Genomic DNA, 22,086 nt, shown 5'->3' with positions numbered 1-22,086 from the left:
GTGCAGGCCCTTGGCTGTCACCCCTCGCCGCGCAGGAGGGCGGTCAGGCGGATCGGGGTGCTTTGGCCGGACAGCAGCGCGCGGTAGATGATGACCGATTCGGTGACGCGCATCACGTAGTTGCGGGTCTCGCTGAAGGGGATCATCTCGACCCAGTCGACCGGGTCCACGTCCGGGTCGCGCGGGTCGCCGTACTCCTGGGCCCAGCGGCGGGGGCGGCCGGGGCCGGCGTTGTAGGCGGCGCTGACCATCGACAGGGTGCCGCCGAACAGCTCGGACATTTCCTGCAGATAGCCCGCGCCCAGCCTTGCGTTATAGGCCGGGTCCGAGGTCAGCCACCCTTCTTCGAAAGGCAGTCCCAGCCGCCGCGCCGTATGCCGTCCGGTCGCGGGCATGACCTGCATCAGGCCCCGCGCATCGGCATGGCTGGTGACACGCGGGTCGAATTCGCTTTCCCGCCGGGCGATGGCCAGCGTCAGATCGGCGGGCACCAGCAGGTCGGCCTGCGCCAGCTCGGTCACCGGGAAATAGGCGTTGGGCAGCAGAATGCCGCGGCCGATGGCCTCCTTGGCGATGCGCAGGGCGAAGTTCGGCTCGCCCCGGTCGAGCCAGAGCTGCGCCAGCGCGCCGAGCTGGGCCTCGTCGGTCAGGGTCGAGGCCAGCTGCAGGGTGAAGCGCCGCGCCTCATGCCATTGACCCGCGTCATGCAGGAGGAGCGCGGCCTGCAGCAGGTCCGAGGAGGCCAGCGGCGTGTCGTGCCAGTCGGGATAGCCGGGCGCCGCGATCAGGGCCGGATCAAGGTCCATCCCCAGCCGTTCCGCCGCCAGCTGGCCGTAGAACGCCGTCTGATATTGCGCGCCGAAGGCGAAGGCCTCGCGCGCCGCCTCGGCATTGCCCAGAGCCTCCTGCGCGCGTCCCTCCCAATAGCCGGCGCGGCCCAGCGTGATCGGGCTGACCGAGCGGTTCCTCAGCGTCTGGAAATGCGCCAGCGCCTCGGCGGGCCGGTCGAGAAAGCGCAGCGCCACGTAACCCGCCAGCCATTCGAGGTCGGCCATGCTGGTGCCGTTGTCGGTAAGACCATGCCGCGCGGCGAGGGCCAAGGCGGTTTCGTATTCGCCCGCCTCCATCGCCCGCCGGGCGAGGCGCGCGCGCTGGGCGGCCCATTTCTCGGGCCGGCCAAGGTTGTCGGGCGAGACGGAGAGCATCAGCTCGGCCGCCTCGTCCTGAAGCCCCCGGTTCAGGCGCCAGTAGAACCGGTCATAGGCCAGCCCCGGGTCATTGGCACGCGCCGCGGGCACCGCGTCGATCAGCGCGTTGACCCCGTCGGCCCGGGCCTGCAATGCCAGCCGCGCGCGGGCCAGTGCCGCATCGGCGGCCCCGACGAGGGGGATCATCCGCTCGGAGGCCGCGCGCTCGCCCTCCCAGAGCATCGCATCCAGCCTCTCGGCGGCGAGCGGGCGCAGCTGGTCGCCGAAGCGGGTCAGCAGATCCGTCTCGATCGCCTCGGTCAGCGGATAGCCCAGCCAGAGCGCGCGCAGCGTCCCGGCCGGGTCGCGCCCCAGCGCCACCTCGGCCCTGAGCCGGGCGAGATAGCCCTCCGAGGTGCGGGGCGGATGCAGGCTGAGCCAGCTCAGCACCGCCTCGGGCGGCTCGCCGGCCAGCCGGGCCTCGGCCCGGGTATAGAGCAGGTCCATCCCCGGCCAGTCCTGGTGATGGGTGGCGAAGGCGGCATAGGTCGAAAGATCCCCGGCGATCCCCTCGCGCAGGATCCGCCAGGTGGCGATGCGCACGCCGATCGGCCCCGCCGCCTCGCGCAGGATCTGGAAGCGGTCGACGTCGCCCAGCCGCACGGCGCTGACCAGCGCGCCGATGGCGCCCGCGGCACGGGGCGGCGGCGCGCCCTCCCAGGCCAGGGTGGGCCGGGCAAGGGGGACTTGGGCCGCGACGAGGGTTGCGGCGGTCATCAGGGTCTTCAGCAGGCGCATGGATGCTCTTGAAAAGGGGCGTTCAAGAGTCTAGTCGCACAGGATGCCTGCGCAACACACAAAGGGGTCAGGAGACTGGCACCGGCGGCAGGCTGCCAAGAGGAGCAAGACATGATCCGGGGTTCGCTTCCCGCGCTGGTCACGCCGTTCAGGAACGGTGCGGTCGATTACGAGGCGCTCGAATCGTTGGTCGAATGGCAGATCGCCGAGGGTTCGCACGGGCTGGTTCCCGTGGGCACCACCGGCGAAAGCCCGACGCTGACGCATGACGAGCATGAAGAGGTCGTGGCCTTCGTCGTCAAGGTTGCCAAGGGCCGCGTGCCCGTGGTGGCCGGTGCCGGCTCGAACAACACGGCCGAGGCGATCCGTCTGCTCAAACACGCCGAAGCGGTCGGCGCCGATGCGGCTCTGGTCGTGACGCCCTATTACAACCGGCCGACCCAGGCCGGGCTGATCGCGCATTTCACCGCGCTCGCCCAGGCCTCGGCGCTGCCGATCATCATCTACAACATCCCCGGGCGGTCGGTCGTCGACATGCTGCCCGAGACGATGGGCGAGCTGGCCAAGCTGCCCTCGATCATCGGCGTCAAGGACGCGACCGGCAAGATCGAGCGCGTCTCGATGCAGCGTGCCAGCTGCGGGGCGGATTTCGTCCAGGTCTCGGGCGAGGATGCGACGGCGCTGGGCTTCAACGCCCATGGCGGCGTCGGCTGCATTTCCGTGACCGCGAATGTCGCGCCGAAGCTCTGCGCCGAATTCCAGGAAGCGACGCTGGCCGGCGATTACGCCCGCGCGCTTGAGTATCAGGACCGGCTGATGCCGCTGCACACGGCGATCTTTCTGGAGCCGGGGCTGGCGGGGGCGAAATACGGCCTGTCGCGGCTGGGCCGCTGCTCGACCGAGGTGCGGCTGCCGCTTCTGGGCGTGACCGAGAAGACCGCCGAGGCGATCGACGCGGCGATGCGCCACGCGGGCATCCTGAACTGAGTTTCCCCGTCGCGGGTCGGGCAGGGGCGGCTTCGGCCGCCCTTTTCTGTTGTGCCCCATCCGGGGCTTCGGTGCCCGTGGCACCCCCGGGAGGGTTTTCCACCCTCCCGGACCCACCCGGAGGATATTTGCAGAACAAAGAAGGGCGCGGTAACAGGGCATTAAGGTTAATTCGGAGTTCCGGGCCTGCGGGCGGCGGCCTGCCGGGCCTCCTGATGCAGCAGTGGCACGCGGCGTCGCGGCGATGCCCTGATGGCGGGGGCAGGGCCGCGGCCTGACGGTCGGGAGAAGCCGTGCTGAGGCAAAAGCCGCGCGCGTGGAGACTGTTGGGGTCTGAGGCGCCGCGCCCCCGCAATGGGACCCTGCCGGAGCGGTGGTTGGCGCATCAGACTGGTGCGAACAGATCCCGGGCAGGGGCGCGCGGCACATGTCCGCGAAGCCTCCGATCGGCGCCCCGCCAGTCTCTCCCTCTCGGGCGGCTGGCTCGGCGGGCCAGAGGAACGTCGCGTGTCTGCGCCCCATGGCGAGCTTGCCTGCCGAGCCGTCCCCAATCCCCATCAGTCAACGCGGCGCGTTTTCGGTATCCAGACCGCCTGCCATCTTTGTTCTGCAAATATCCTCGGGGGATCCAAGGGGGTGGAAAACCCCCTTGGCCCCGGCTGCCTCGGGGGCAGGGCCGCACAGGGGGCGACCCGATCCCCGCCTGCAGGTCCGGGATCGCCCGCGCCTCGTCAAGCGTGGCGATGTCGTGCCCTGGATCCCCGATGATCCGCCGGACCTTGACGACCTGCTGTGCGTTTGAACCCGCCAGCCCCCGCGCAAGACGAAGAGACTGTCTTCCAGCCCGGTCCGAACAGGGCCGCCCCTCTGCCGGGCCGTCACCGTCCGCGGGATCCGTGGCGCCCCGCCGCCAGCACCGGCCAGCGGTACCGATTGCCGAGCAGCTGGCGCCGGGGCGCCTGAGGCGCGCGAAATTCTCGCCATCCGCGCCGATCCCGCCCGGAATCACCCGCTTGCGGGCCATGGCGGGTGCCTCCGGTCGGGCGAATCACAGGGAGTTGACGTCGGGCGCGGGTCGGCAGGCAGGGCGCTTGCGCGCGCCCGCGGGAAAGCTGTCCCTGCGGGCCAATTCGCCCCTTGATTTCCCCCGCCCGGTGCCGTAACCCCCGGCGCAGGATAGGGGTATAGCTCAGCCGGTAGAGCGACGGTCTCCAAAACCGTAGGTCGCGGGTTCGAACCCTGCTGCCCCTGCCACCTCCCTCCCGCCATCGCTGTGTTGCAGAAACGTCAACATCGGCGGCTTCGTGCCCGCGGAATGGGCGCCAGCGGCCCCGGTGGGTTGAAAGGCGCGCCCCTCCGGCGTATCTCGGCGCCAACCGCCGCGTCGCTGCCCCGCGCGGCCCTTCGATCCCGCAAAGGTGTGACCATGGCCCGGACCAATCCGTTGACCTTCCTCCAGCAGGTGCGTTCGGAAACCGCCAAGGTCTCGTGGCCGACCCGCCGCGAAGTCGGCGTGAGCACCGTCATGGTGCTGGCGCTGACCGGCCTGACGGCGGTGTTCTTCTTCCTCGTCGACCTCCTGATCCGCACCGGTCTCGGCGCGCTTCTGGGGCTGGTGAGCTGAGGCCGCGCAGGACGCGAAATCCGGCCCGGGCCCTTGAAACTTGCGGCCGGGAACGATAAAGGCACCAGCAATACCCGGCACGATGGCGCGCACCGATTCGGTGCGCACATTTTTTGTCTGCCGGAGTTTTGCGATCTGGTCGGGCGCAAGCCTTTGACATGAAACGGAAATACGCGCCGGCTGAAGGCTGGGGCAGACGGGGAAATGGCATGGCCAAGCGGTGGTATTCGGTGAGCGTCCTCTCGAACTTCGAGAAGAAGGTCGCCGAAGCAATTCGCCAGGCTGCCGCCGAGGCGGGGCTTGAGGACGAGGTCGAAGAGGTGCTCGTGCCGACCGAGGAGGTCATCGAGGTCCGTCGCGGCAAAAAGGTGACGTCCGAGCGGCGCTTCATGCCCGGCTATGTGCTGGTGCGCATGGAGATGTCGAACCGGACCTATCACCTGGTCACCTCGATCAACCGGGTCACCGGCTTTCTGGGTCAGCCCGGCAAGCCCAGCCCGATGCGCGACGATGAGGTCAACCTGATTCTCAACCGCGTCGAGGAAGGCCAGGAAGCGCCGCGCAACCTGATCCGCTTCGAGATCGGCGAGCAGGTGAAAGTGTCCGACGGGCCCTTCGACGGCTTCTCGGGCATGGTCGAGGAAGTGGACGACGACAATGGCCGCCTGAAGGTCATGGTCTCGATCTTCGGCCGGCCAACGCCGGTCGAACTGGAATTCACTCAGGTCACCAAAGGGGCCTGAGTGTTCGCGTGGGAGGCGGGGCCAAGGTCCCAGCCGAACCACTAAGCAGGTCCCGGTCCGGGGCCGTGTGAGAGAAGGAGCGGCCAGATGGCCAAGAAGATTATCGGGCAGCTGAAGCTGCAAGTGAAGGCGGGTCAAGCCAACCCGTCCCCGCCCGTCGGCCCGGCCCTGGGTCAGCGCGGCATCAACATCATGCAGTTCTGCAAGGACTTCAACGCGCGGACTGCGGACATGGAGCCCGGCTCGCCGGTTCCGGTCGTGATCACCTATTACCAGGACAAGTCGTTCAGCCTGGAGCTGAAGACCCCGCCTGCGTCGTGGTTCCTGAAGAAGGCCGCCGGCCTGAAGCCCGTCGGCAAGCGCAACCGCGCCAAGGGCTCGACGAAGCCCGGCCGCGAGGTCGCCGGCTCCGTGACCGTCAAGCAGGTCCGCGAGATCGCCGAAGCGAAGATGAAGGATCTCAACGCCACCGACATCGAAGGCGCGATGCAGATCATCCTCGGCTCGGCCAAGAGCTGCGGTATCGAGGTGAAGGGGTAAGTCATGGCCAAGATCGGTAAACGGACGGCCAAGGCTCGCGAAGCCTTCGGGACCCAGACCAGCCTCTCGGTCGAAGATGCGGTGACCCTGGTCAAGGGCGCGGCCTCGGCCAAATTCGACGAGACCGTCGAAGTGGCGATCAACCTCGGCGTCGACCCGCGCCACGCCGACCAGATGGTCCGCGGCGTCGTGTCGCTGCCCAACGGCACCGGCAAGACGGTGCGCGTGGCGGTTTTCGCCCGGGGCGCCAAGGCTGAAGAAGCCCAGGCCGCCGGTGCGGATATCGTCGGCGCCGAAGAGCTGATGCAGTCCATCCAGGGCGGCACCATCGACTTCGACCGCTGCATCGCCACCCCGGACATGATGCCGCTGGTCGGCCGTCTGGGCAAGATCCTCGGCCCGCGCAACCTGATGCCGAACCCGAAAGTGGGCACGGTGACCATGGATGTCGCGCAGGCGGTCAAGGACGCCAAGGGCGGTCAGGTCCAGTTCAAGGTCGAGAAGGCGGGGATCATCCACGCCGGCGTCGGCAAGGTGTCGTTCGCGCCCGAGAAGCTGGCCGAGAACGTCCGCGCCATCGTCGACGCGGTGTCGAAGGCGAAGCCTTCGGGCGCCAAGGGTGCCTACCTGAAGAAAGTGTCGCTCAGCTCGACCATGGGCCCGGGCGTCAGCGTCGACCTGGCTTCGGCCACGGCGCAGTGAGTGCCTGTAGGATGGGCAATATTGCCCATCCTACGATGAATTCCCCGGGTTTCGGCCCGTGGGATGGCGGGGCGGTGACGCCCTGTCCTGTCCGAGACGGTGGGTGCCTTGCATCGGACCCGAAAGGGTTTAGGTAAGGCTTAATCTCCTGCCTGAGATGGGAACGAGACGCATTTCTACCGGGGGTCCCTTCGGGCATTCCTCGGGCGGTTTTGGCCTCGGTTCCTTTCGGACCCGACGCCCGGCCTTAGGGAGCGATCCCGCCGGTCCGGGCAGACTTGAGCCGGGGGGCAACCCCCAAACTTGGAGCATACCTGTGGATAGAGCCCAAAAAGAAGCGTTGGTCGAGGAACTCGGCCAGATCTTCGAAAGCTCTGGCGTGGTCGTGGTTGCACACTACGCGGGTCTGACGGTTGCCGAGATGCAGGATCTGCGGGCGCGCATGCGTGCCGCCGGCGGTTCCGTGCGCGTTGCCAAGAACAAGCTCGCCAAGATCGCCCTTGAAGGAAAGCCCTGCGCAAGCATCGGTGACCTTCTGACGGGCATGACCGTGCTTTCCTATTCCGAAGACCCCGTCGCTGCGGCGAAGGTGGCGATCGGCTACGCCAAGGATAACAAGAAATTCGAGATCCTTGGCGGCTCGATGGGTGGCACGGCGCTCAATCCGGATGGTGTCAAGGCCGTCTCCGAACTGCCGTCGCGCGAGGAGCTCATCGCTTCCGTCGTGGCGTGCATCGGGGCCCCGGCTTCCAGCATCGCCGGTGCGATTGGCGCGCCTGCTTCGAACATCGCGGGCATCCTCTCCACCCTGGAGGAGCGGGAAGCCGCTTGAGCAATCCTTGGCCCGCGTGGCGGTTAACCCCCTCATGTCGGCAAACCCCTGTTAGAATGGAACCTGAAAATGGCTGATCTGAAAGCTCTCGCCGAGCAAATCGTGAACCTGACCCTGCTGCAGGCTCAGGAACTGAAGCAAATCCTGAAGGACGAGTACGGCATCGAGCCCGCCGCTGGCGGCGCTGTGATGATGGCTGCCGGTCCGGCCGCGGCTGCTGAAGCCGTGGAAGAAAAGACCGAGTTCGACGTGATCCTCGTCGACGCCGGCGCCAACAAGATCAACGTGATCAAGGAAGTGCGCGGCATCACCGGTCTGGGCCTGAAAGAAGCCAAAGACCTGGTCGAAGCCGGCGGCAAAGCCGTGAAAGAGCAAGCTTCGAAGTCGGAAGCCGAAGAGCTGAAGAAGAAGCTCGAAGCGGCTGGCGCCAAGGTCGAGCTGAAGTAATCCGGTGGGGTGCCCCGCACCCTGACGGCACGAACAGGCTGGGTCCGGCATCGTCCGGGCCCGGCCCAAGCTGTTTCTGAGGCAGCTTCCGGCAGCGGGTTTCGCGAAACCCCCTTCCCGAAGCAGCCGAGGCTCGGGAGCGGTCCTTTGGGACGGACCGCAGGAATGGAGCCTCCGCTTCTGATTCGCATGGGGTGCAGCCCGGCCGAGGCCCGACGGCAGGCGCATCCGCGAACGAATGAAAGGTGATACCGAGCATGGCTCAGTCCTACGTTGGCCAGAAGCGCATCCGCCGGATGTTCGGCAAGATCCGTGAAGTCCTGGAGATGCCGAACCTGATCGAGGTGCAGAAGTCGTCCTACGACCTGTTCCTGCGCTCGGGTGACAGCGACAAGCCGCTGGATGGCGAAGGCCTGATGGGCACGTTCCAGTCCGTCTTCCCGATCAAGGACTTCAACGAGACCGCGGTTCTGGAATTCGTCAAGTACGAGCTGGAAAAGCCGAAGTACGACATCGACGAATGCCAGCAGCGCGACATGACCTATTCGGCGCCGCTGAAGGTCACGCTGCGCCTGATCGTGTTCGATGTGGATCCCGATACCGGCGCGCGTTCGGTCAAGGACATCAAGGAACAGGAAGTCTTCATGGGCGACATGCCCCTGATGACGCCGGTCGGCACCTTCATCGTCAACGGCACCGAGCGCGTGGTCGTGTCGCAGATGCACCGTAGCCCGGGCGTCTTCTTCGACCACGACAAGGGCAAGACCCACAGCTCGGGCAAGCTGCTGTTCCAGTGCCGCATCATTCCCTACCGCGGTTCGTGGCTGGACTTCGAATTCGACCCCAAGGATCTGGTCTTCGCCCGGATCGACCGTCGCCGCAAACTGCCGGTGACGACGCTGCTCTATGCGCTGGGGCTCGATCAGGACGGCATCATGGATGCCTATTACGACAAGGTCTCGTACCGTCTGGAAAAGAACCGCGGCTGGGTCACCCGCTTCTTCCCCGAGCGCGTGCGCGGCACCCGTCCGACCATGGATCTGGTGGACGCCGCCACCGGCGAGGTGATCCTCAAGGCCGGTGACAAGGCGACCCCGCGTCTGGTCAAGAAGTGGATCGACGAGGGCAAGATCACCGAGCTGCTGGTGCCCTTCGAGCATATCCTCGGCCGTTTCGCGGCGCAGGACGTGGTCGATGACGAGACCGGCGCGATCTGGATCGAGGCCGGCGACGAGCTGACCTGGGAAACCGACAAGGACGGCGACGTCAAGGGCGGCTCGCTGAAGACGCTGCTGGATCAGGGCATCACCGAGATCTCGGTGCTCGACATCGACAACGTCAACGTGGGTGCCTACATCCGCAACACGATGGCCGCGGACAAGAACATGAACCGCGATCAGGCGCTCATGGACATCTACCGGGTCATGCGCCCGGGCGAGCCGCCGACCGTCGATGCCGCCGTGACGCTGTTCGACACGCTGTTCTTCGATAGCGAGCGCTACGATCTTTCGGCCGTGGGCCGGGTGAAGATGAACATGCGCCTCGATCTGGACGCGCCGGACACCCAGCGCACGCTGCGCCGCGAAGACATCATCGCCTGCATCAAGGCGCTGGTGGAACTGCGCGACGGCAAAGGCGAGATCGACGACATCGACCACCTCGGCAACCGCCGGGTGCGCTCGGTCGGCGAGCTGATGGAGAACCAGTACCGTCTGGGCCTGCTGCGCATGGAACGCGCGATCCGCGAGCGCATGTCCTCCGTGGACATCGACACGGTGATGCCGCAGGACCTCATCAACGCCAAGCCTGCCGCGGCCGCGGTGCGCGAGTTCTTCGGCTCGTCGCAGCTGTCGCAGTTCATGGACCAGACCAACCCGCTGTCGGAAGTCACCCACAAGCGCCGTCTCTCGGCGCTTGGCCCGGGCGGTCTGACCCGCGAACGCGCGGGCTTCGAGGTCCGCGACGTTCACCCGACCCATTACGGCCGGATGTGCCCGATCGAGACGCCGGAAGGTCAGAACATCGGTCTGATCAACTCGCTGGCCACCTATGCCCGCGTGAACAAATACGGCTTCATCGAGACCCCGTACCGCAAGGTCATCGACGGCAAGGTGACGGACGAGGTCCAGTACCTCTCGGCCACCGAGGAGCAGCGCCACGTCATCGCCCAGGCGAACGCGACGCTGACCGAGGACGGCGAATTCGTGAACGACCTGGTGTCCACCCGCAAGGGCGGCGACTTCATGCTGAACCCGCGCGACGTGATCGACATGATCGACGTGTCGCCGAAACAGCTGGTGTCGGTCGCGGCCTCGCTCATTCCGTTCCTGGAAAATGACGACGCCAACCGCGCGCTGATGGGCTCGAACATGATGCGGCAGGCCGTGCCGCTGCTGCAATCGGACGCGCCGCTGGTCGGCACCGGGATCGAGGGCATCGTTGCCCGCGACTCGGGTGCTGCGATCATGGCGCGCCGGGCGGGCGTGGTGGACCAGGTCGACGCGCAGCGGATCGTTATCCGCGCGACCGAGATGCTGGAAGCCGGTGAGCCGGGCGTGGACATCTACCGTCTGCGCAAGTTCAAGCGTTCGAACCAATCGTCCTGCATCAATCAGCGTCCGCTGGTGAAGGTGGGCGACGTGGTGGACCGCAACGCGGTCGTGGCCGACGGTCCCTGCACCGACATGGGCGAACTGGCCGTGGGCCGGAACGTCGTCGTCGCGTTCATGCCGTGGAACGGGTACAACTACGAGGACTCGATCCTGATCTCCGAGCGCATCCTGAAGGATGACGTCTATACCTCGATCCACATCGAGGAATACGAGGTCGCCGCGCGGGACACCAAGCTCGGCCCGGAAGAGATCACCCGCGACATCCCGAACGTCGGCGAGGAAGCCCTGCGCAACCTCGACGAAGCCGGTATCGTCTATATCGGGGCCGAAGTTCAGGCCGGCGACATCCTGGTCGGCAAGATCACCCCGAAAGGCGAAAGCCCGATGACGCCCGAGGAGAAACTCCTCCGCGCCATCTTCGGCGAGAAAGCCTCGGACGTGCGCGACACCTCGCTGCGTCTGCCCCCGGGTGCTTACGGCACGGTGGTGGAAGTCCGCGTCTTCAACCGTCACGGTGTCGACAAGGACGAGCGCGCGCTGCAGATCGAGCGCGAAGAGATCGAACGCCTGTCGCGCGACCGCGACGACGAGCAGGCGATCCTGGAGCGCAACATCTACTCGCGTCTGAAGCAGCTGATCCTCGGCAAGGTCGCGGTGAAGGGGCCCAAAGGCGTGCGCCCGAACTCGGAGATCACCGAGGAGCTGCTGGACTCGCTGTCGCGTGGCCAGTGGTGGCAGCTGGCGCTGGCGGAAGAGGCCGAGGCTCAGGAAGTCGAGGCGCTCAACGCCCTCTTCGACCAGCAGAAGCGCCAGCTCACGCACCGCTTCGACGACAAGGTCGAGAAGGTGCGCCGCGGCGACGACCTGCCTCCGGGCGTGATGAAGATGGTCAAGGTCTTCCTGGCGGTGAAGCGCAAGCTGCAGCCCGGGGACAAGATGGCCGGTCGTCACGGCAACAAGGGCGTGGTGTCCAAGGTGGTGCCCGAGGAGGATATGCCCTTCCTCGCCGATGGCACGACCGTGGACCTGGTGCTGAACCCGCTGGGCGTGCCCTCGCGGATGAACGTCGGTCAGATCCTGGAGACGCATATGGGCTGGGCCCTGCGCGGCCTGGGGATCCAGATCGACGAGGCGCTGCAGGAATACCGCCGGTCGGGCGACCTGACCCCGGTGCGCGAGGCGCTGGTGCATGGCTATGGCCAGCAGGTCTATGACGACGCCTTCTCCGGCATGGAGGAAGAGGCGCTGGTCGAGGCCGCGGGCTCGGTGACCAAGGGCGTGCCGATCGGCACCCCGGTGTTCAACGGCGCCAAGGAAGCGGATGTGAACGACGCGCTGATGCGGGCGGGCTTCGACAAGTCCGGCCAGTCGGTGGTCTATGACGGGCGGTCGGGCGAGAAATTCGCGCGTCCCGTCACGGTCGGCGTCAAGTACATGCTGAAGCTGCACCACCTGGTCGACGACAAGCTGCACGCGCGTTCCACGGGTCCGTACTCGCTGGTCACGCAGCAGCCGCTGGGCGGCAAGGCCCAGTTCGGCGGTCAGCGTCTGGGGGAGATGGAGGTCTGGGCCCTCGAGGCTTACGGCGCCGCCTATACCCTGCAGGAGATGCTGACGGTGAAGTCGGACGACGTCGCGGGCCGGACCAAGGTCTACGAGAGCATCGTCAAGGGCGAGGACAATTTCGAGGCCGGTGTGCCCGAATCCTTCAACGTTCTGGTGAAGGAAGTCCGCGGCCTCGGCCTGAACATGGAACTCCTGGATTCGGAGGAGGAGGAGTGAGGCAGCTCGCTCCGTAGGATGGGCAATATTGCCCATCCTACCCTTCCCGTACCCCCTTCAAGGACGTTGAGATGAACCAGGAACTCACCACCAATCCGTTCAACCCGCTGACCCCGGCCAAGCAGTTCGACGAGATCAAGATCTCGCTGGCCTCGCCCGAGCGGATCCTCTCGTGGTCCTACGGCGAGATCAAGAAGCCCGAGACGATCAACTACCGGACGTTCAAGCCCGAGCGCGACGGCCTGTTCTGCGCCCGCATCTTCGGGCCGATCAAGGATTACGAATGCCTGTGCGGCAAGTACAAGCGGATGAAGTATCGCGGCGTCGTCTGCGAGAAATGCGGCGTGGAAGTCACGCTGCAGAAGGTCCGTCGCGAGCGCATGGGCCATATCGAGCTGGCCTCGCCCGTCGCCCATATCTGGTTCCTGAAGTCGCTGCCCTCGCGCATCGGCCTCATGCTGGACGTGACGCTGCGTGACCTCGAGCGCATCCTCTATTTCGAAAACTACGTCGTCATCGAGCCCGGCCTGACCGAGCTGTCCTACGGCCAGCTGCTGACCGAGGAAGAATACCTCGACGCGCAGGACAATTTCGGCTCGGACAGCTTCACCGCCGGCATCGGCGCCGAGGCGATCCGCGAGATGCTGTCGAACATCGACCTGCAGGCCGAGGCCGACAAGCTGCGCGAGGAGCTGAAGGAAGCCACCGGCGAGCTGAAGCCGAAGAAGATCATCAAGCGGCTGAAGGTCGTGGAATCCTTCCTCGAGTCGGGCAACCGGCCCGAGTGGATGATCCTGACCGTCCTGCCGGTGATCCCGCCGGAACTGCGCCCGCTGGTGCCGCTGGACGGTGGCCGCTTCGCGACCTCGGACCTCAACGACCTCTATCGCCGGGTCATCAACCGCAACAACCGCCTGAAGCGCCTGATCGAGCTTCGTGCGCCCGATATCATCGTGCGCAACGAAAAGCGGATGCTGCAGGAATCGGTCGATGCGCTCTTTGACAACGGCCGTCGCGGCCGGGTCATCACCGGCAACAACAAGCGCCCGCTGAAATCGCTCTCGGACATGCTGAAGGGCAAGCAGGGCCGCTTCCGCCAGAACCTTCTGGGCAAGCGGGTCGACTTCTCGGGCCGTTCGGTCATCGTGACCGGGCCCGAGCTGAAGCTGCACCAGTGCGGTCTGCCGAAGAAGATGGCGCTCGAACTCTTCAAGCCCTTCATCTACTCGCGCCTTGAAGCCAAGGGTCTGTCGAGCACGGTGAAACAGGCGAAGAAGCTGGTCGAGAAAGAGCGTCCCGAGGTCTGGGATATCCTCGACGAGGTGATCCGCGAGCATCCGGTGCTGCTGAACCGCGCGCCGACGCTGCACCGTCTGGGCATCCAGGCCTTCGAGCCGATGCTGATCGAGGGCAAGGCGATCCAGCTGCACCCGCTGGTCTGCTCGGCCTTCAACGCCGACTTCGACGGCGACCAGATGGCCGTGCACGTCCCCCTCTCGCTGGAAGCCCAGCTTGAGGCCCGCGTGCTGATGATGTCGACCAACAACGTGCTGTCGCCCGCCAACGGCGCGCCGATCATCGTGCCGTCGCAGGACATGGTGCTGGGTCTCTACTACACGACCATGGCGCGCGACGGGATGAAGGGCGAGGGCATGGTCTTCGCCGATATCGAGGAAGTCGAGCATGCGCTCGCCTCGGGCGAGGTGCATCTGCACGCCAAGGTGCAGGGCCGCATCCTGCAGATCGACGAGAACGGCAACGAGGTCGTCAAGCGCTACGAGACCACCCCGGGCCGTCTGCGTCTGGGTGGCCTGCTGCCGCTCAACGCCAAGGCGCCGTTCGAGCTGGTCAACCGCCTGCTGCGCAAGAAGGACGTGCAGAACGTCATCGACACCGTCTACCGCTATTGCGGCCAGAAGGAATCGGTCATCTTCTGCGACCAGATCATGGGTCTGGGCTTCCGCGAAGCCTTCAAGGCCGGGATCTCGTTCGGCAAGGACGACATGCTGATCCCCGAGACCAAGTGGGAGCTGGTCAACCAGACCCGCGATCAGGTCAAGGAATTCGAGCAGCAGTACCTCGACGGCCTGATTACCCAGGGCGAGAAGTACAACAAGGTCGTCGACGCCTGGTCGAAGGCCTCGGACGCGGTGGCGGCGGCCATGATGGCGGAAATCTCGGCCGTGCGCCGGGACGATGCCGGCCGCGAGCTGGAGCCGAACTCGGTCTACATGATGTCCCACTCGGGCGCCCGGGGTTCGCCCGCGCAGATGAAGCAGCTCGGCGGGATGCGCGGCCTCATGGCCAAGCCGTCGGGCGAGATCATCGAGACGCCGATCATCTCGAACTTCAAGGAAGGTCTGACCGTTCTTGAATACTTCAACTCGACCCACGGCGCCCGGAAGGGTCTGGCCGATACCGCGCTGAAGACGGCGAACTCGGGCTATCTGACCCGCCGTCTGGTCGACGTGGCGCAGGATTGCATCGTGCGCTCGGACGATTGCGGCACCGAACGCTTCATCACCGCCTCGGCGGCGATCAACGACGGTGAGATCGTGGCCTCGCTGGCCGAGCGCGTGCTGGGCCGTGTCGCGGCCGAGGACGTGGTGCATCCGGCGACGGGCGAGGTTCTGGTGGTCAAGAACCACCTGATCGACGAACGCGACGCCGACCTGATCGAGACCGGCGGTCTTGCCACCGTCAAGATCCGCTCGCCGCTGACCTGCGACGCGGAAGAGGGCGTCTGCTCGAAGTGCTACGGGCGCGACCTTGCGCGCGGTACGCTGGTCAACAAGGGCGAAGCGGTGGGCATCATCGCCGCCCAGTCGATCGGTGAGCCGGGCACGCAGCTGACGATGCGGACCTTCCACATCGGCGGCATCGCGCAGGGCGGTTCGCAATCGTTCCAGGAATCGGGCTCGGCCGGTAAGGTCGAATTCCGCAACACCAACGTGCTCGAGAATGCCTCGGCCGAACTGGTGGTCCTGGGCCGGAACATGCAGATCGCCATCATCGACGAGAACGGCATCGAACGGGCGGCGCACAAGCTGACCTATGGTGCGAAACTCTTCGTGCGCGACGGTCAGGATGTGAAGCGGGGCGACAAGCTCTACGAATGGGACCCCTACACGCTGCCGATCATCGCCGAGCGTGCGGGTACCGCGAAGTTCGTGGACCTGGTCGCCGGTCTCTCGGTGCGCGAGGACACGGACGATGCGACGGGCATGTCGCAGAAGATCGTGACCGACTGGCGTTCGGTTCCGCGCGGTGGCGATCTCAAGCCCGAGATCATCATCATGAACAAGGAAACCGGCGAGCCGATGCGCAACGACGCGGGCAATCCGATCACCTATCAGATGTCGGTGGATGCCATTCTGTCGATCGAAGATGGGCAGGATGTGCGGCAGGGTGACGTCGTCGCCCGGATCCCGCGCGAGGGTGCCAAGACCAAGGACATCACCGGGGGTCTGCCCCGCGTGGCGGAATTGTTCGAGGCCCGTCGTCCGAAGGATCACGCGATCATCTGCGAGATCGACGGCTATGTGCGCTTCGCCAAGGACTACAAGAACAAGCGCCGCATCACCATCGAGCCCGTGGACGAGAATGTCGACGCGGTGGAATATCTGGTGCCGAAGGGCAAGCACATCCCCGTGCAGGAGGGCGATTTCGTCCAGCGCGGCGACTACATCATGGATGGCAACCCCGCGCCGCATGACATCCTGCGGATCCTCGGCATCGAGGCGCTGGCGAACTACCTGATCGACGAAGTGCAGGACGTCTACCGCCTGCAGGGCGTGAAGATCAACGACAAGCACATCGAGGTCATCGTCCGTCAGATGCTGCAGAAGCTGGAGATCCTCGACAGCGGGGATACCACGCTGCTGAAGGGCGAGACGGTCGACAAGTTCGAGTTCGACGAGGCCAACGACAAGGTTACCGCCATGGGCCTGCGCCCGGCGCGGGGCGAGCCGATCCTTCTGGGGATCACCAAGGCCTCGCTGCAGACCCGGTCGTTCATCTCGGCCGCCTCGTTCCAGGAGACCACGCGCGTGCTGACCGAAGCCTCGGTCATCGGCAAGCGCGACAAGCTGGTCGGCCTGAAGGAGAATGTCATCGTCGGCCGGCTGATCCCGGCCGGTACCGGCGGCGTGGCCACAGCGACCCGCAAGATCGCCACGGATCGCGACGATGTGGTCATCGAACAGCGCCGCGCCGAGGCCGAAGCGGTCCTGGTGGCGCCGGAAATGGAACCGGTGTTCCGCGACATGCCGGCGGACGACGACGACCGCTGAGGCCTGTGGCCTGACAGACATGACCCCCCGCAACCCCGGTTGCGGGGGTTTTTTCGTTGCCCTGTTCGTTGTCCTGTTCGTTGCCGGGGCGGGGGAGGGGTTTCGCCCTCGTTGCCCGCTGTCGCGGGCGCCTCGGGCGACGGAAGCGGGGGGCCAGCCCCCCGCACCCCCCGGGATATTTGCAGAACGAAGAGGCGGGGGCGGTGCCCTCCGGCAGGGCCTTCCCCGTTCACCTGTTAAATGATACCGGCGGAGGGGGCGGGTGCCGGAGGAGGGTCCGGTCCCGGGGCGGAGGGGTGAGATGCTGACCGACAATGCGCGCGGCGCGCTTCTGATGGTGGCGGGCATGGCCTCGTTCACCCTGTCCGATGCGATCATGAAGCTGCTGTCGTCGCAGCTGCCGATGTTCCAGACGCTGGTCTGGCGCGGGCTGGGGGTGAGTCTGGTGCTGGTGGTGCTGGCCTGGCGGAAGGGGGCGTTCCGCGTCGCCATCGCCCGGGGCGATCGCTGGCTGGTGCTGGTGCGCACCCTGGCCGACACCGGCGCCACCTGGTTCTTCCTGCAGGCGCTCTATCACACGCCGATCGCCAACCTGACCGCCATCATGCAGGCGCTGCCGCTGACCGTGACGCTGGGGGCCGCGCTGTTTCTGGGCGAGACGGTCGGCTGGCGGCGGATGACGGCGATCGCGGTGGGCTTCCTGGGCGTGCTGCTGATCGTGCGGCCCGAGGCGGGGGGCTTTGACCGCTATGCCGTCTATGCGCTGGTCTGCATCGGCTTCGTCACCACGCGGGATCTGCTGACCCGGCGCATGTCGCGCTCGGTCCCCTCGCTGACCATCGCGCTGGCCAATGCGGTGGGGGTGATGCTGTTCGGCCTGGCGGGCAGCGCGACCGAGAGTTTCGTCCTGCCCTCGGGCACCGCGGCGCTGCTGCTGCTGGGGACCTCGGCCTTCATCGTCGGCGGCTATGTCCTGACGGTCAGCGCGGTCCGCACCGGGGAACTGGGCTTCGTCACGCCCTTCCGCTATACCGGGCTGATCTGGGCGCTGGTGCTGGGCTTCGCGCTTTTCGCCGAATGGCCGGATACGCTGACCCAGCTGGGCGCGGGGCTGGTGGTGGGGACCGGGCTTTTCACCTTCTACCGCGAGCGGGCTAGCGCCCGGCGCGCGCGCGCACCCATTCCGCATTGACGCCGAAGGCGCGCTGGAACCGATCCTCCTGCTCGCGGGTCAGGAGCTTCATGTTCTCGCCCAGCCGGTCGCCGGAATCGTTGAAGCTGTTCACCCCGCGGATGAACATGTCGTTGTCGACGCGGCTGATGGTCGGCATGTGCTGCCAGACCTGGTGATGGGCGAAGTTCATCACCGTCAGGTCGACATCGGGGCGGAAGACGATGGCCAGCGCGGCGGTCGGGTAATGGGCCTTGGCGGGTTCGGCCAGGATCCCGTCGGGCGTGCCGGTCGCGTGCCAGCCGCGGGTGAAGCTCAGCGCCACATGGCGCGAGCCCTCGAACAGCGGGAAATGCTGGAACAGCATATTGCGCAGCTTGTGGATATAGCCCACGCCCATGGCGTCGTCGTCGTCCAGCCGGAACTGGATCGAATACTTGCCCTTCTCGCGCACCGAATTGATGGCCCGGGCCATCACCTCGCGGTGGGGGCCGGGGGCATGGGCCTGGATGACGATCTGCGGAATGTCGGCGGTCAGGGCGCGCAGCTGTTCCTCGCGCTCGGGCGGGAAATCCTCGCCGATGACGATGACGAAGGTGAAATCGTCGTTGGTCTGGCTGCGGATCGAGGGCAGGGTGAAGATCTCGAACAGGCGAAACCGCTCGTCCAGACGCTCGGGCGCATAGAGGAAGCGGGCGCGTTCCCCGGGGCTGTCGTGCTCGGTCTTGAAGCCACCGATGGCCGGGTAGGAAAAGCGGCATAGGCCGATCACCTGGGCATTCTGCGCCACCCGGCGCCGGGAAAAATAGCCTGGGAGACGCATGCCTCTGCCCCTTCATTTTTGCGCCAGCCTAGCAGCGCGGGGCAGGGCGGGCAACGCGGCGCGACGCCGGGGTAAGGGCCCGGCGAGCCATGTTGACAAGGCCCGCGACTCCCCCTATACGGCGGCCACCCGGGGTCGGCATGCGCTGCTTCTGGGGCTTAGAACACAGTTGTGGTCATGATCCGGGCGGTGCAAGCCCCGATCCTCTGAAATTCCACCGCGATGCCAACCCTCGGAATGGGCGCATCGGCGGTTTTGTGCTTTGCGGACGCGCAGGGTGCGAGACGAAGAACTGCCCCCGGATACCTCGCTGACGAGCGGTGGTTGAACGGGCCGCAAGATAAGGCGATGTGAATGCCTACGATCCAACAGCTGATCCGCAAGCCGCGGCAGCCGAAAGTCCAGAAGTCCAAGTCCCAGCACCTGGAGCAATGCCCGCAGAAGCGTGGCGTCTGCACCCGCGTCTACACCACGACCCCGAAGAAGCCGAACTCGGCGATGCGGAAGGTGGCCAAGGTCCGCCTGACCAACGGTTTCGAGGTGATCAGCTACATCCCCGGCGAAAAGCACAACCTGCAAGAGCACTCGGTGGTGCTGATCCGCGGCGGCCGGGTGAAGGACCTTCCGGGCGTCCGTTACCACATCCTGCGCGGCGTGCTCGATACGCAAGGCGTCAAAGACCGTCGTCAGCGCCGCTCGAAATACGGCGCGAAGCGTCCGAAGTAAGGAGAGACCCCCATGTCGCGTCGTCACGCTGCTGAAAAGCGCGCTGTCCTGCCGGACGCCAAGTTTGGCGATACCGTGCTGACGAAATTCATGAACAACCTGATGGTCGACGGCAAGAAGTCGGTGGCCGAATCGATCGTCTACAACGCGCTCGACCGCGTTGAGAAGCGCCTCAAGCGCGCCCCGATCGAGGTGTTCCACGAAGCCCTCGACAACATCAAGCCGTCGGTCGAAGTGCGCTCGCGCCGCGTCGGCGGTGCGACCTATCAGGTCCCCGTCGAAGTCCGCACCGAGCGTCGTGAGGCCCTGGCGATCCGCTGGCTGATCACCGCCGCCCGCAAGCGCAACGAGAACACCATGGAAGAGCGCCTCGCCGGCGAGCTTTCGGACGCGGTCAACAACCGCGGCACCGCGGTGAAGAAGCGCGAAGACACCCACAAAATGGCCGACGCGAACAAAGCGTTCAGCCATTATCGCTGGTAAGGAATTCCGATCATGGCCCGCGTATATCCGCTCAAGCGATACCGCAACTTCGGCATCATGGCCCACATCGATGCCGGCAAGACCACCACGACCGAGCGTATCCTCTACTACACCGGCAAGTCCCACAAACTCGGCGAAGTCCACGACGGCGCCGCGACCATGGACTGGATGGAGCAGGAACAGGAACGCGGGATCACCATCACCTCGGCCGCGACGACCACTTTCTGGCAGCGCCAGGAAGATCCGACCGCTGATGGCACCTCGGATACCAAATACCGCTTCAACATCATCGACACCCCCGGCCACGTCGACTTCACCATCGAAGTCGAGCGTTCGCTGGCCGTGCTCGACGGGGCTGTCTGCCTGCTCGACGCCAACGCCGGTGTCGAACCGCAGACCGAAACCGTCTGGCGTCAGGCTGACCGCTACAAGGTTCCGCGGATCGTGTTCGTCAACAAGATGGACAAGATCGGCGCCGACTATTTCAAGTGCGTCGAGATGATCAAGGACCGTACCGGCGGGACCCCCTGCCCGGTCTGCCTGCCGATCGGTGCCGAAGACAAGCTCGAAGGCCAGATCGACCTGATCAAGATGGAAGAATGGGTCTGGAAGGGCGAAGACCTCGGCGCGAGCTGGGTCCGTCAACCGATCCGTGACGAGCTCAAGGAGCTGGCCGACGAATGGCGCGCCAAGCTGATCGAGCTTGCCGTCGAGCAGGACGACGACGCGATGATGGCCTACCTCGAGGGTGAAGAGCCCGACGAGGAAACCCTGCGCAAGCTGGTCCGCAAGGGCACGCTGGCCATGGCCTTCTTCCCGGTCTTCGCCGGTTCGGCCTTCAAGAACAAGGGCGTGCAGCCGCTGCTGAACGCGGTGATCGACTTCCTGCCGGGTCCGCTGGACGTTCCGGCCTATGTCGGCTTCGCCCCGGGCGACGATACGGAAACCCGTAACATCGAGCGTCATGCCAATGACGACGAGCCCTTCTCGGCTCTGGCGTTCAAGATCATGAACGACCCCTTCGTGGGTTCGCTGACCTTCACCCGGATCTATTCGGGCGTCCTGAAAAAGGGCGACTCGATGCTGAACTCGACGAAGGGCAAGCGCGAGCGCGTCGGCCGGATGATGATGATGCACGCCATCAACCGCGAAGAGATCGACGAAGCCTATGCGGGCGACATCATCGCGCTGGCGGGTCTGAAGGAAACCACCACCGGGGACACGCTCTGCGATCCGTCCAAACCGGTCGTGCTGGAAACCATGACCTTCCCCGAGCCGGTGATCGAGATCGCCGTGGAACCGAAGTCGAAAGCCGACCAGGAGAAGATGGGCCTCGCCCTCGCTCGCCTCGCGGCCGAAGACCCCTCGTTCCGCGTCGAGACGAACTTCGAATCGGGCCAGACGATCATGAAGGGGATGGGCGAACTCCACCTCGACATCCTCGTCGACCGCATGAAGCGCGAGTTCAAGGTCGAGGCCAACATCGGTGCCCCGCAGGTGGCGTATCGTGAGACCATCAGCCACAAGGCCGAGGTCGACTATACCCACAAGAAGCAGACCGGCGGCACCGGCCAGTTCGCCCGCATCAAGCTGGTGATCGAACCGACCCAACCGGGCGAGGGCTATTCGTTCTCGAACCAGATCGTCGGCGGCGTGGTTCCGAAGGAATACGTGCCGGGCGTCGAGAAGGGCATCAAGTCGGTGATGGATTCGGGTCCGCTCGCGGGCTTCCCGGTGATCGACTTCAAGGTGTCGCTGATCGACGGTGCTTACCATGACGTCGACTCCTCGGTTCTCGCGTTCGAGATCGCGGCCCGTGCCGGCATGCGCGAAGGCCTGAAGAAGGCCGGCGCCAAGCTGCTCGAGCCGATCATGAAGGTCGAGGTCGTCACGCCGGAAGAATACACCGGTTCGATCATCGGGGACCTGACCAGCCGTCGTGGCATGGTTCAGGGCCAGGACAGCCGCGGCAACGCGAACGTCATCAACGCGATGGTCCCGCTGGCGAACATGTTCGGCTACATCAACAACCTGCGCTCGATGTCCTCGGGCCGCGCGGTGTTCACGATGCAGTTCGACCATTACGACGCCGTGCCGCAGAACATCTCGGACGAGATCCAGAAGAAATACGCTTGACGGTGTGGCGGGGATAACCCCGCCCTACCACCCCCGTAGGGCGGGGCCATCCCCGCCGCCCGTAACACCGACTTAGGAGAAGCCATCATGGCGAAGGCAAAGTTTGAACGGACGAAACCGCACGTTAACATCGGCACGATCGGCCACGTTGACCACGGCAAGACCACGCTGACCGCGGCGATCACGAAATACTTCGGCGAT

Annotated in this window: 16 protein-coding genes and 1 tRNA gene; 15 read left to right on the top strand and 2 right to left on the bottom strand. The window is 65.7% G+C overall.

Annotation, left to right across the window (positions count from 1 at the left end):
- Window positions 1–17: 17 nt before the first annotated feature.
- The gene (locus DDE23_RS16330) at window positions 18–1,985 is read right to left on the bottom strand and encodes a lytic transglycosylase domain-containing protein (RefSeq protein ID WP_107753040.1); all 1,968 of its coding nucleotides are present in this window, start codon (window positions 1,983–1,985) and stop codon (window positions 18–20) included.
- Window positions 1,986–2,096: 111 nt separating this feature from the next.
- On the opposite strand from DDE23_RS16330, the gene dapA reads away from it, so the two are divergent.
- The 11 genes from dapA to DDE23_RS16275 all read left to right on the top strand — a co-directional run bounded on the left by dapA (window position 2,097) and on the right by DDE23_RS16275 (window position 17,738).
- Window positions 2,097–2,972 carry a 4-hydroxy-tetrahydrodipicolinate synthase gene (gene dapA, locus DDE23_RS16325; RefSeq protein WP_107753039.1) on the top strand — a complete coding sequence of 292 codons (876 nt, stop codon included), beginning with the start codon at window positions 2,097–2,099 and terminating at the stop codon, window positions 2,970–2,972.
- 1,178 nt (window positions 2,973–4,150) lie between these two features.
- A tRNA-Trp gene (locus DDE23_RS16320) sits at window positions 4,151–4,226 on the top strand.
- Between the two features lie 172 nt (window positions 4,227–4,398).
- Window positions 4,399–4,596, top strand: a complete 198-nt coding sequence (gene secE / locus DDE23_RS25160; protein ID WP_157958050.1) for a preprotein translocase subunit SecE — start codon at window positions 4,399–4,401, stop codon at window positions 4,594–4,596.
- 209 nt (window positions 4,597–4,805) lie between these two features.
- Window positions 4,806–5,339 (top strand): transcription termination/antitermination protein NusG, encoded by a 534-nt coding sequence (gene nusG / locus DDE23_RS16310; RefSeq protein ID WP_107753035.1) that lies wholly within the window; start codon window positions 4,806–4,808, stop codon window positions 5,337–5,339.
- 87 nt (window positions 5,340–5,426) lie between these two features.
- The gene (rplK, locus tag DDE23_RS16305) at window positions 5,427–5,879 is read left to right on the top strand and encodes a 50S ribosomal protein L11 (protein ID WP_107753033.1); all 453 of its coding nucleotides are present in this window, start codon (window positions 5,427–5,429) and stop codon (window positions 5,877–5,879) included.
- 3 nt (window positions 5,880–5,882) lie between these two features.
- Window positions 5,883–6,581 carry a 50S ribosomal protein L1 gene (gene rplA / locus DDE23_RS16300; protein ID WP_107753031.1) on the top strand — a complete coding sequence of 233 codons (699 nt, stop codon included), beginning with the start codon at window positions 5,883–5,885 and terminating at the stop codon, window positions 6,579–6,581.
- A 316-nt stretch (window positions 6,582–6,897) separates the two neighbouring features.
- Window positions 6,898–7,413, top strand: coding sequence for a 50S ribosomal protein L10 (gene rplJ, locus DDE23_RS16295; RefSeq protein ID WP_107753029.1), 516 nt, complete (start codon window positions 6,898–6,900; stop codon window positions 7,411–7,413).
- Window positions 7,414–7,482: 69 nt separating this feature from the next.
- Window positions 7,483–7,860 carry a 50S ribosomal protein L7/L12 gene (rplL, locus tag DDE23_RS16290; protein ID WP_107753027.1) on the top strand — a complete coding sequence of 126 codons (378 nt, stop codon included), beginning with the start codon at window positions 7,483–7,485 and terminating at the stop codon, window positions 7,858–7,860.
- Window positions 7,861–8,117: 257 nt separating this feature from the next.
- Window positions 8,118–12,254: a DNA-directed RNA polymerase subunit beta gene (gene rpoB / locus DDE23_RS16285; protein ID WP_107753025.1), complete on the top strand. Its 4,137-nt coding sequence runs from the start codon at window positions 8,118–8,120 to the stop codon at window positions 12,252–12,254.
- Window positions 12,255–12,325: 71 nt separating this feature from the next.
- A complete protein-coding gene (gene rpoC / locus DDE23_RS16280; protein ID WP_107753023.1) occupies window positions 12,326–16,546 on the top strand; it encodes a DNA-directed RNA polymerase subunit beta' in 4,221 nt (1,406 codons plus the stop codon).
- Between the two features lie 301 nt (window positions 16,547–16,847).
- Window positions 16,848–17,738: a DMT family transporter gene (locus DDE23_RS16275; protein WP_107753021.1), complete on the top strand. Its 891-nt coding sequence runs from the start codon at window positions 16,848–16,850 to the stop codon at window positions 17,736–17,738.
- Here DDE23_RS16275 and DDE23_RS16270 read toward each other — a convergent pair.
- Window positions 17,701–18,540: a glycosyltransferase gene (locus DDE23_RS16270; protein WP_107753019.1), complete on the bottom strand. Its 840-nt coding sequence runs from the start codon at window positions 18,538–18,540 to the stop codon at window positions 17,701–17,703. The genes DDE23_RS16275 and DDE23_RS16270 overlap by 38 nt on opposite strands.
- Before the next feature lie 354 nt (window positions 18,541–18,894).
- Here DDE23_RS16270 and rpsL point away from each other — a divergent pair, with 354 nt between their 5' ends.
- The 4 genes from rpsL to DDE23_RS16250 all read left to right on the top strand — a co-directional run.
- The gene (gene rpsL / locus DDE23_RS16265; RefSeq protein WP_107753017.1) at window positions 18,895–19,266 is read left to right on the top strand and encodes a 30S ribosomal protein S12; all 372 of its coding nucleotides are present in this window, start codon (window positions 18,895–18,897) and stop codon (window positions 19,264–19,266) included.
- A 12-nt stretch (window positions 19,267–19,278) separates the two neighbouring features.
- Window positions 19,279–19,749 carry a 30S ribosomal protein S7 gene (gene rpsG / locus DDE23_RS16260; RefSeq protein ID WP_107753015.1) on the top strand — a complete coding sequence of 157 codons (471 nt, stop codon included), beginning with the start codon at window positions 19,279–19,281 and terminating at the stop codon, window positions 19,747–19,749.
- Between the two features lie 12 nt (window positions 19,750–19,761).
- Window positions 19,762–21,885 carry an elongation factor G gene (fusA, locus tag DDE23_RS16255; RefSeq protein WP_107753013.1) on the top strand — a complete coding sequence of 708 codons (2,124 nt, stop codon included), beginning with the start codon at window positions 19,762–19,764 and terminating at the stop codon, window positions 21,883–21,885.
- Between the two features lie 87 nt (window positions 21,886–21,972).
- Window positions 21,973–22,086 (top strand): GTP-binding protein (locus tag DDE23_RS16250; protein WP_157958049.1); only part of this gene is annotated, 114 nt, incomplete at its 3' end.

Source organism: Pararhodobacter aggregans (genome assembly GCF_003075525.1).
Taxonomy (GTDB): Bacteria; Pseudomonadota; Alphaproteobacteria; order Rhodobacterales; family Rhodobacteraceae; genus Pararhodobacter; species Pararhodobacter aggregans.
Note: the sequence above shows the minus strand (reverse complement) of the source record. Positions and strands in the feature narration are given on the sequence as shown.

Excerpts from the sequence above, each read along its gene's own strand:
- rpoB (WP_107753025.1), top strand. The coding sequence starts at position 8,118 with ATGGCTCAGTCCTACGTTGGCCAGAAGCGCATCCGCCGGATGTTCGGC.
- rplA (WP_107753031.1), top strand. The coding sequence starts at position 5,883 with ATGGCCAAGATCGGTAAACGGACGGCCAAGGCTCGCGAAGCCTTCGGG.
- rpoC (WP_107753023.1), top strand. The coding sequence starts at position 12,326 with ATGAACCAGGAACTCACCACCAATCCGTTCAACCCGCTGACCCCGGCC.
- DDE23_RS16330 (WP_107753040.1), bottom strand. The coding sequence starts at position 1,985 with ATGCGCCTGCTGAAGACCCTGATGACCGCCGCAACCCTCGTCGCGGCC.
- secE (WP_157958050.1), top strand. The coding sequence starts at position 4,399 with ATGGCCCGGACCAATCCGTTGACCTTCCTCCAGCAGGTGCGTTCGGAA.
- DDE23_RS16275 (WP_107753021.1), top strand. The coding sequence starts at position 16,848 with ATGCTGACCGACAATGCGCGCGGCGCGCTTCTGATGGTGGCGGGCATG.
- dapA (WP_107753039.1), top strand. The coding sequence starts at position 2,097 with ATGATCCGGGGTTCGCTTCCCGCGCTGGTCACGCCGTTCAGGAACGGT.
- rplL (WP_107753027.1), top strand. The coding sequence starts at position 7,483 with ATGGCTGATCTGAAAGCTCTCGCCGAGCAAATCGTGAACCTGACCCTG.
- rplK (WP_107753033.1), top strand. The coding sequence starts at position 5,427 with ATGGCCAAGAAGATTATCGGGCAGCTGAAGCTGCAAGTGAAGGCGGGT.
- rpsG (WP_107753015.1), top strand. The coding sequence starts at position 19,279 with ATGTCGCGTCGTCACGCTGCTGAAAAGCGCGCTGTCCTGCCGGACGCC.
- nusG (WP_107753035.1), top strand. The coding sequence starts at position 4,806 with ATGGCCAAGCGGTGGTATTCGGTGAGCGTCCTCTCGAACTTCGAGAAG.
- fusA (WP_107753013.1), top strand. The coding sequence starts at position 19,762 with ATGGCCCGCGTATATCCGCTCAAGCGATACCGCAACTTCGGCATCATG.
- rpsL (WP_107753017.1), top strand. The coding sequence starts at position 18,895 with ATGCCTACGATCCAACAGCTGATCCGCAAGCCGCGGCAGCCGAAAGTC.
- DDE23_RS16270 (WP_107753019.1), bottom strand. The coding sequence starts at position 18,540 with ATGCGTCTCCCAGGCTATTTTTCCCGGCGCCGGGTGGCGCAGAATGCC.